The organism is Pseudomonas sp. BN515, assembly GCF_029873155.1.
Lineage (GTDB): Bacteria > Pseudomonadota > Gammaproteobacteria > Pseudomonadales > Pseudomonadaceae > Metapseudomonas.
The window spans coordinates 117443-126794 of record NZ_SSOH01000080.1; the positions used below are offsets into that span (position 1 = coordinate 117443).

The 9352-nt window shown below is 64.1% G+C and carries 7 protein-coding genes; 5 read left to right on the forward strand and 2 right to left on the reverse strand.

All coding sequences use genetic code 11. The annotated features are described in order from the left end of the window. Nucleotides 1-111: 111 nt before the first annotated feature. Nucleotides 112-1575, forward strand: a complete 1464-nt coding sequence (locus E8E91_RS22505) for an NAD(P)/FAD-dependent oxidoreductase (RefSeq protein ID WP_280378956.1) — start codon at nucleotides 112-114, stop codon at nucleotides 1573-1575. Nucleotides 1576-1809: 234 nt separating this feature from the next. Here the strand turns inward: E8E91_RS22505 and E8E91_RS22510 are convergent, their stop codons facing one another. Then, complete coding sequence (locus E8E91_RS22510; RefSeq protein WP_280378958.1) at nucleotides 1810-2820, reverse strand: AraC family transcriptional regulator; 1011 nt, start codon at nucleotides 2818-2820, stop codon at nucleotides 1810-1812. Between the two features lie 300 nt (nucleotides 2821-3120). On the opposite strand from E8E91_RS22510, the gene E8E91_RS22515 reads away from it, so the two are divergent. From E8E91_RS22515 to E8E91_RS22530, 4 genes are all read left to right on the forward strand, one after another. Next, the gene (locus E8E91_RS22515) at nucleotides 3121-4566 is read left to right on the forward strand and encodes an arylsulfatase (RefSeq protein ID WP_280378962.1); all 1446 of its coding nucleotides are present in this window, start codon (nucleotides 3121-3123) and stop codon (nucleotides 4564-4566) included. Nucleotides 4567-4717: 151 nt separating this feature from the next. Then, the gene (locus E8E91_RS22520) at nucleotides 4718-5089 is read left to right on the forward strand and encodes a c-type cytochrome (RefSeq protein WP_280378964.1); all 372 of its coding nucleotides are present in this window, start codon (nucleotides 4718-4720) and stop codon (nucleotides 5087-5089) included. A gap of 90 nt (nucleotides 5090-5179) precedes the next feature. Beyond that, nucleotides 5180-6970 carry a DUF1302 domain-containing protein gene (locus E8E91_RS22525; RefSeq protein WP_280378973.1) on the forward strand — a complete coding sequence of 597 codons (1791 nt, stop codon included), beginning with the start codon at nucleotides 5180-5182 and terminating at the stop codon, nucleotides 6968-6970. Between the two features lie 18 nt (nucleotides 6971-6988). Next, nucleotides 6989-8359, forward strand: coding sequence for a DUF1329 domain-containing protein (locus E8E91_RS22530; RefSeq protein WP_280378966.1), 1371 nt, complete (start codon nucleotides 6989-6991; stop codon nucleotides 8357-8359). 375 nt (nucleotides 8360-8734) lie between these two features. Here the strand turns inward: E8E91_RS22530 and E8E91_RS22535 are convergent. After that, nucleotides 8735-9352: FAD-binding protein (locus E8E91_RS22535; RefSeq protein WP_280378968.1), on the reverse strand; the 618-nt coding region annotated here is incomplete at its 5' end.

The window sequence follows — 9352 nt, forward strand, 5'->3', positions numbered from 1 at the left end:
TGGCACTCAATGGCAAAACCCTGGCGTGGCCTGGCAATCGGAGCGCCGCCCGCCTCTGGCATGTTGGCCGACAAGGCCGCAAGGCATCACAACAAGCTCAGAGGTGTGGAAATGGGTGACCAGCAGCATGATGGCGTCAGCCGTCGCAAATTCCTTCGCAATGCCGGTGTAGTCGGCGCTGCGGGTGCCGTAGCGGTAGCCGGCAGCACCTCCTTGACCGCCACGGCGGCGGAGAAGCGCGAGACTGCCAGCAAGTTCGCCGACTGCGATTACGACGTGGTAGTCATCGGCGGCGGTTTCGCCGGCGTGACGGCGGCCCGCGACAGCATGAAGAACGGCTACCGGACGCTGGTGCTGGAAGCCCGCAACCGTCTGGGCGGCCGCACCTTCAGCAGTGAGTTCGCCGGTCACAAGGTCGAACTCGGCGGCACCTGGATCCACTGGACCCAACCCTTCGTCTGGGCCGAAGTGCAGCGCTACGGGCTGCAGCTGAAGGAAACCCCCGAGCCCTTCGTTGAAGAAAAGCAAACCGTTCGCATCATTCACGAAGGCAAATCCATCGAGCCAACGCTCGATGACATGATCGCCATCTCCAAGGCGATCAAGGAATACTTCGCCGATGCCCCCAAGCTGTGGGAACGCCCCTACGACGCCAAGTACACCTGGAAGGAGCTGCTCGCGGTCGACGCCATGAGCGGTGCCGATCGTTTCAACCAACTGAAGCTCACCCCCCTGCAGCGCAATTTCGTCGATGCCTATGTGTCCGGAATCGCGCACACCACCAGCGATCGCGCTTCCTATGCCGACGTCGCACGCTGGTGGTCGCTGCCGGGCTGGAACATGACCTCGTTCGTCGATGCCATCGGCCGCTACAGCTTCAAGGACGGCACCATCAGTCTGATCAACGCCATGCTGGAAGACGGCAAGCCGGATGTGCGCCTGTCTACCCCGGTGACGCGCGTGGAGCAACAGGGTGAGCGGGTCCTGATCACCACCCAGCAGGGCGAGACCATCCGCGCTGCCGCCGTGATCGTGGCTGTGCCGATGAACGTGCTGCCGCGCATAGCCTTCTCCCCGGCGCTGGACCCGAAGCTGGTCGAGGCGGCGAAAGAGAAGCACAGCGGCAGCGGGATCAAGGTGTTTATCCGTACCAAGGGCAGGCTCCCCGACGATGGCAAACGGATCGGGGTGGCCGGCTCCGGTAATCCGGTCAATATCCTGGCGACCTACGCCAAGGCGGAGGATCACACCATTTTCGTCGGCTTCGGTGCCGACCCGGAGAAGCTCGACATCCAGAACCGCGACGCCGTGCAGGCCATGGTGAGCGCCTTCTATCCGGACCTGGAAGTGGAGGAATGCTATGGCTACGAATGGACCCTGGACCCTTACGCCATGGGTACCTACTGCAGCTACAAGCCGAAATGGCTGGGCAAGTACTACGACCACTTCCAGAAGGATCGCGGACGGGTGGTGTTCGGCCAGGGCGACCACGGCGAAGGCTGGCGCGGCTTCATCGATGGCGCCATCAGTGCTGGCAGCAAGGCGGCATTAAGAACTCGCGAACTGCTCGGCTGATACGAGGTGTTTTCGTAGGAGCGAGCTCTGCTCGCGAAAGTCCGCGCTCGGCCCCTTCGCGAGCAAGCTCGCTCCTACAGGTTCAAGCGGAGCTAGGTTCAGCGACGATGGTGGATGGAAAAAGCGCCATCCACCCTACAGCTGGTACGAGATGATTTTGTAGGAGCGAGCTCTGCTCGCGAAGGGGCCGAGCGCGGACTTTCGCGAGCAAGCTCGCTCCTACATCAAGCGGCTCTACTTCGTACCCTGCTGGCGAAACTCGCGGGGGCTGAGGCCGGTCCAGCGACGGAAGGCGCGGGTGAAGGAGCTGGCCTCGTTGTAGCCCAGTTGCTGGGCGATTTCGGTGAGGCTGCGCGGCGATTGGCGCACCAGTTCGATGGCCAGGGCCTGGCGGATTTCCTCCACCAGTTCGGCGAATTCCAGATCCAGCTCCTGCAAACGCCGCTGCAGCGTGCGTTTGCTCATGTGCAGCTCAGTGGCCACCTGCTCCAGGCCGACCCGGCCGCTGGCCAGGTTCGCCTCGATCACCATGCCGATGCGCGTGGTCAGGTCCGTGTCGGCCAACCGCCGACGACGCTCCTCTTCGAGACCGGGCAGCAGCGCCTGGAACAACCTGAGATCGGCTGTGATCAATGGTTCATCGAGCATTTCGCCGGGCCAGACCATGACGTTCGTGGGCTGCCCGAACTTCACCGGGCACCGGAAGACCTCGTTGTGCAGGCTGGTATCCGCCGGTTGCGGATGTTCGAACTCCACCCGCAATGGTGCGTACTTCCCACCTGTGTACTCACGCAATCGCGCATAGAGTGTGCCGACAGCGAACTCCGCGTCCTGCCGACGATGCAGCACGCTGGGATCGGTCATGCGGTAGCTGATTTCCAGGCATCCACCCTGCAATCGCCACGCAAGCTCGTTGGCCTGTGCATGCACGACCAGATAACGGCTCCCGCACTCGAGCATGGTCCGCACATCGGCCGCGCTTCGCACCAGATGGCCGACGCCGCCAAACAGGCTGCTCTTAAACGACTCGCCAAGCAGGCCGAGTCCCAGGCGTAGGCCAAGAAAGCTATCGACTCGTTCAGCAGTGACTTCGAGCAGCGCGATGTACTGGCTCAGCGGGATTTTCGCATCGGGGCGTTCCAGCACCTCCTCGCTCAGGCCAACGGCGGCCAGGTGAGGACGGAACAGGTCACCGTAATGCTGCAGGAGAGCCTCGGTGTAGACGGTGTGTTTCAGGCGGGACATGGCGGCTGGGGCTCCTGGGCCCGGATTTTTCTTGTTGCTCGAGCGGAGCCGGATGGGGCACGAATTCTTTGGCGCATCGGGATAACCGCCGACACAGGCGGGAGAACCTATCAGAGGCCGAAAAACGCGACAACCGGCGCAGCGCGGAACGGCCTGCATCCTCCGACGCGGCGTGCGAATGGCGCGAGATGACAAGTGCCTGGCGCCTGCCGGCGATTCCCTTCGACCCCTCCTCTGCCAAGGTCGAGACTAAGCTGCCACCAGACCCTTCAGCCACCCGGCAGCACCAGAGGAAGATCCATGAATACCCACCTGTCGCGGCTGGCACTGCTGGGCGCTCTACTGGCGCCGCTGGCCCACGCCCAGGCGGCACCGCCGAACATCGTCATCATGCTCTACGACAACCTCGGCTACGGGGAGCTGGGCAGCTACGGCGGCGGCGCCATCCGGGGTGCCGAAACGCCGCGCATCGACCAGCTCGCCCAGGAGGGCATCCGCCTCACCAATTTCAACGTCGAAGCGCAGTGCACGCCCTCGCGTTCGGCCCTGATGACGGGGCGTTTCTCGATCCGCTCCGGGACCTACAAGGTTCCCCGCGCCGGCACGCCAGACGGCCTGACCCTGTGGGAAGTGACCCTGGCCGAGCTGCTCTCCGCAAAGGGCTACGCCACGGGCATCTGGGGCAAGTGGCACCTGGGCAGCAGTGAATCGCGCTTCCCCACCCGGCAGGGCTTCGATGAATGGTATGGCGTTCCGCGCACCTACGACGAAGTCATGTGGTCCGGCAGTGACCAGGCCACCGACCTGACGCCGGCGATGGGCAGCAAGCAGGGCTGGGACGAAAGCCTGGTGCCGGCGCAATACATCTACGAAGCCAACCGGGACCAGCCGCCAAGCAAGATGAAAAGACTGGACCTGGCCAGCAAGCGCACGCTGGACGAAGAGCTGGCCGAACGCGCCACCGCCTTCATCAAACGCAATGCGGAGGCCGGAAAGCCGTTCTTCGCCTACATCCCCTTCTCCCTTCCGCACATGCCGACGCAGCCCAATCCAGCCTTCGCCGGCAAGACCGGCAATGGCTCCTGGGCCGATTCCCTGGCGGAGATCGATCATCGTGCCGGCCAGGTACTGGACGCCCTGAAGGCCGCCGGCGTCGAAGAAAACACACTGGTGATCTTGGCCAGCGACAACGGCGGCGAAGCCACCGACCCCTGGAGGGGCGCCAATGGCCCCTGGCGCGGCACCTACTTCACCGCCATGGAAGCCAGCCTGCGTGCGCCCTTCATCCTGCGCTGGCCCGGCCACGTGCCGGCCGGCAGGGTGAGCAACGACATCGTCCATATCGTCGACCTCTACACCACCCTCGCCCATGTCGGTGGTGCTGAAGTACCCGCCGATCGCGCCGTGGACGGTGTCGACCAGATGGCGTTCCTCAGCGGGAAACAGGAGAAGTCGAACCGGGAGGGATTTCCGGCCTACGTGGCCGATCGCCTTTCCGCGGTGAAATGGCGCAACTGGAAGCTGCACTTCATCCAGCAGGAGGAGATGTACGATCCGCCGCTACCCCTCGCCATACCGCGCTTGCACAACCTGCTCACGGACCTGCGTGAGGAGCACAACGTCGCAGTCGAGAACACCTGGGTACTGCAGCCGATGATGGGCATCGTCGGACGCTTCAAGGCCAGCCTGGAAAAGTACCCGCCCATCGAAAGCGGCACCCCGGATCCCTACACGCCACCCCGCTGACCCAACCCCGGCCGCCCACCACAGGTGGGCGGTCCCGCCCCGGGCCATTCGATTGGCACCGAATGACAAATCAATGGCGTTCGCCAGCGATTCGAAGCCCGACCCCGGCTGTCACCTTAGGTCCCACCTTAGCCAACCGGGGAATAACACGATGTACCCATCATTCCGCATAGCCGCCGGCGCACTCGCGCTCTCCCTCAGCCAAGCCGTTTTCGCCCTCGATTGCGACCCCGCCGCCGGACAGAAGGTCTTCCAGACCAAGTGCAGCGCCTGCCATGCGCTGGACAGCGACCGTGTCGGTCCGCACCTGGGCGGCGTCGTCGGCCGCCCGATGGCCTCGGTGCAAGGGTTCGCCTATTCGCCGGCACTCGCCGGTGCGAAAGACAGCTGGTCACTGGAGCGCCTGGAAACCTGGCTCACCTCCCCGGCCCGGATGTTCCCCGAGACCACCATGGCGTTCGGCGGCCTGCGCAAGGCCGACGAGCGCAAGGCGGTGCTCTGCTTCCTGCAGAGCCAGGGCTGAGCGCGCGCCCCGCGCTAACGCCTGCACAAACGGGCCACCGCTCGCCCGTCCGATACGTAGCACAATCAGAACAAGGACAATCCAGTGCGTATCCAGTACTTCAAGCGCTGTTTCCTGGCAGCCGCCATTTCGGCATCTATTCAGCACCCCGCATTCGCCGTTTCCTTCAACATCGGCGACATCCAGGGACAGTTCGATTCATCCCTGTCCATCGGCGCCAGCTGGGCAACCTCCGATCCGGACTCCCACCTGATCGACTCCACCAACGGGGGCAACGGTTTCTCATCCTCGGGCGACGACGGACGCCTGAACTTCAAGAAGGGAGAAACCTTCTCGAAGATCTTCAAGGGCGTGCATGACCTCGAACTGAGCCGTGGCGACACGCGCGCATTCGTGCGCGGCAAGTACTGGTACGACTTCGAGCTGAAGGACGAAAACCGTCCGTTCAAACAGATCAGCGACGATGGCCGGGTCATGTCGACCCGTTCTTCCGGTGCGGAGATCCTCGACGCCTTCATCGCCCAGCGCTACGAGATCGCCGGCCTCCCCGGCGATCTCCGCTTCGGCAAACAGGTGGTGAGCTGGGGTGAAAGCCTGTTCATCGGCAACTCCATCAACGCCATCAACCCGCTGGACGTGGTCGCCCTGCTCCGGCCCGGCTCGGAGATCAAGGAAGGCCTGATCCCGGTGAACATGCTCTACGTCTCCCAGGGCCTCAGTGAGAGCCTGAGCCTGGAGGCCTTCTACCAGTTGGAATGGAAGCCCTACGCGTTGCCCAACTGCGGCACCTTCTTCGGCGCCGACCCGGTGCCCAAAGGGTGTAACAACAACCTCAACGCCGGCCTTGCCGACATCGGCCCGCTGGAGCCGATCGCCGCTGCCGCGGGCCTTGGCTTCGACATCCAGGACCGCAGCATCAGCAACGAAGGCGTGATCATTCCGCGCGTCAAGGACAACGAGCCGCGCGACAGCGGCCAGTACGGCATGGCGCTGCGCTGGCTGGGCGACGGGGCGGAATACGGCGCGTACTACGTCAACTATCACTCGCGCAAACCCAAGTTCAGCCTGCAGACCGCCACCGGCGTCACCGACTTCATCCAGAACGATCCCGGCTTCGCCGCGCTGCCGCCCGACCTGCAGTTCGCCCTCGGCCTGGCCACCGGTGCCGGCAATACCCACTACTTCATCGACTATCCGGAAGACATCCACCTCTTCGGCCTGAGTTTCGCCACCGAGCTGCCCACCGGCACTGCCTGGAGCGGCGAGATCAGCTATCGCCCGAACGAGCCGTTGTCGATCAACACTGCCGACCTTGCCGGCGGCGCGCTCAACCCAACCTTCCGCGCCCTCACCGGCAGCGACGTCGAACCGACGATTCCGGCAGAGGAAGGCCAGGTGCTGCAAGGCTGGAAGCGCAAGGAAGTCACCCAGGCGCAGACCACCTTCCTGCACGTGTTCGACCCGATGCTGGGGGCCGATTCGATCAGCCTGGCCGTGGAACTGGGCATGACCCATATCGGCGGCCTTGAATCCCTGGACACCCAGCGCTACGGCCGGGACTCGGTGTTCGGCGACATCGTTCAGGGCGGCCGCCACGGTTACTTCACGGAGAACTCCTTTGGTTACCGCGCCTTCAGCGCGATGAAGTACACCAACGTCTTCGCGGGCATCAACCTCACGCCCAACCTCGGCTGGTCCCATGACGTCGAGGGCTACGGCCCGACCTTCAACGAAGGCGCCAAGGCCGTGAGCCTCGGCCTGGATGCCGACTACCGCAACACCTACACCGCCAGCCTCAGTTACACCAACTACTTCGGTGGCGATTTCAACACTGACGTCGACCGCGACTACCTGTCGCTGAGCTTCGGCGTGAACTTCTGACCGGGGAGCCACGACAAGATGAAACGCGAAACCATGATCAAGGGCACCTTCCTGGCATTGTCCCTGCTGGCCAGCAGCGTGATGGCCGCCGTCTCGCAGCAGGAAGCCGACAAGCTGGGCACCAGCCTCACGCCGCTGGGCGCCCAGAAGGAAGCCAATGCCGATAGCAGCATTCCTGCCTGGACCGGTGGCCTGCCCACCAATGCGGGGGCGGTGGATGCCAATGGCTTCCTGGCCGATCCCTTCGCTGGCGAAAAGCCGCTGTTCGTGATCACCGCCGGCAACGCAGGGCAATACCGCGACAAACTCACCGACGGCCAGATGGCCTTGTTCAAGCGATACCCCGACAGCTATCGCATCCCGGTGTATCCGAGCCACCGCACGGCGACGGTACCGACCCAGGTTCAGGCGGCGGCCAGGGACAGTGCCCTGCAAGTGCAGTCGATCAACGACGGCAACGGTCTCGCCGGTTTCAAGCAGGGCAGCTATTTCGCCTTCCCCATCCCCAGTAGCGGGGTGGAAGTCGTTTGGAACCACTTCACGCGCTACATGGGCGACAGCTACAGGCGCGGCTTCATCCAGGCCACGCCGCAGGTGGACGGCAGCTTTACGCCGGTGCGCTTCGAAGAACAGCAGGTCTACCCGAGCCAGGTAGTTGACCTGCCGACGGAGGATGTCGGGACGCTGCTGTATTACTACAAGCAGCGGGTGATTTCCCCCGCCCGCCTGGCCGGCACCGTGGCGCTGGTCCACGAGACGCTGGACCAGGTCAAGGAGCCTCGCCGAGCCTGGGTCTACAACGCCGGCCAGCGCCGGGTAAGACGGGCGCCGCAGTTGGCCTACGACGGACCGGGCACCGCCTCGGACGGCCAGCGCACCGCCGACAACCTGGACATGTACAACGGTGCGCCGGACCGCTACGACTGGAAGCTGGTCGGCAAGAAGGAGCTGTACATCCCCTACAACAGCTACCGGATGGAATCGCCCTCGCTGAAGTACGACGACATCATCAAGGCCGGCCATCTCAACCCCGACCACACCCGCTACGAGCTGCACCGCGTTTGGGAAGTGGTCGCCACCCTGAAGCCCGGCGCCCGCCATGTCTACGCCACGCGCCGCATGTACCTGGACGAGGACACCTGGCAGATTGCCGAGGTGGACCACTACGACCGCCAGGGCCAGCTCTGGCGCGTGGCCGAGGGGCATGCGCTGTACCGCTATGACAACCAGACCAGCTACCTGGCGGCGGAAACCCTGTACGACCTGATCTCAGGCCGTTACATGGTGGTGGGCCTGCGCAACGAGGAGCCGAAGAACACCCAGTACGGGTTGACGGCCAAGGCCTACGACTTCACCCCGGCGGCATTGCGGACGGACGGGATGCGCTGACCGGCGAAGGTAGCCGTAGCGAGGCCCGACACCGCGAAACGTTGGGCTTCGCTACGCTCAGCCACAACCTACAAGAGCGGGCACCACTCCCTTCGTAGGTTGGTCCGAGCACAAGCGAATTCATTCGCGAGGCTCCCGTAGGGTGCGCCATGCGCACCGCCTCGGCGTCGGGAGGTAGCACGGGGAAACCGGGAGCGATCGATGCTTACTTCCCTCACCCCCAGCCCCTCTCCCTGAAGAGGAGAGGGGGGACTTCTGGCCCACCTCCGGCGCGGAACTTGTGGGGCGATTTCAATCGCCAAGCAGGACGCAGTCCTGCCCCGCAATCAAAAAAGCCCGCTCGATAGAGCGGGCTCTTCAATTACCGGCGAAGCATCACAGCAGGCGTTCGATCTCCGGCACCGCTTCGAACAGGTCAGCCACCAGGCCGTAGTCCGCCACCTGGAAGATCGGGGCTTCTTCGTCCTTGTTGATCGCGACGATGACCTTGGAGTCTTTCATACCGGCCAGGTGCTGGATGGCACCGGAGATGCCCACGGCGATGTACAGCTGCGGGGCAACGATCTTGCCGGTCTGACCGACCTGCATGTCGTTCGGCACGAAGCCGGCGTCGACGGCGGCACGGGACGCACCAACAGCCGCGCCCAGCTTGTCGGCCAGGGCGTACAGGTGCTTGAAGTTGTCGCCGTTCTGCATGCCGCGGCCGCCGGAGACGACGATCTTGGCTGCGGTCAGTTCCGGACGGTCGGACTTGGCCAGTTCTTCGCCAACGAAGGCGGACTTGCCGGCGTCAGACACGGTGCCCACGGCTTCAACAGCGGCGGAACCGCCTTCAGCGGCAGCGGCGTCGAAACCAGTGGTACGCACGGTGATCACCTTCACGGCAGCCGAGGACTGCACGGTGGCGATGGCGTTGCCGGCGTAGATCGGACGCTTGAAGGTGTCGGCGCTTTCAACGGCGATGATCTCGGAGATCTGGTCGACGTCCAGCAG

What these genes read in the sequence shown, in the direction of transcription:
- E8E91_RS22510 (WP_280378958.1), bottom strand. Translation starts at nt 2,820, where the DNA reads ATGTCCCGCCTGAAACACACCGTCTACACCGAGGCTCTCCTGCAGCAT.
- E8E91_RS22530 (WP_280378966.1), top strand. Translation starts at nt 6,989, where the DNA reads ATGAAACGCGAAACCATGATCAAGGGCACCTTCCTGGCATTGTCCCTG.
- E8E91_RS22515 (WP_280378962.1), top strand. Translation starts at nt 3,121, where the DNA reads ATGAATACCCACCTGTCGCGGCTGGCACTGCTGGGCGCTCTACTGGCG.
- E8E91_RS22505 (WP_280378956.1), top strand. Translation starts at nt 112, where the DNA reads ATGGGTGACCAGCAGCATGATGGCGTCAGCCGTCGCAAATTCCTTCGC.
- E8E91_RS22520 (WP_280378964.1), top strand. Translation starts at nt 4,718, where the DNA reads ATGTACCCATCATTCCGCATAGCCGCCGGCGCACTCGCGCTCTCCCTC.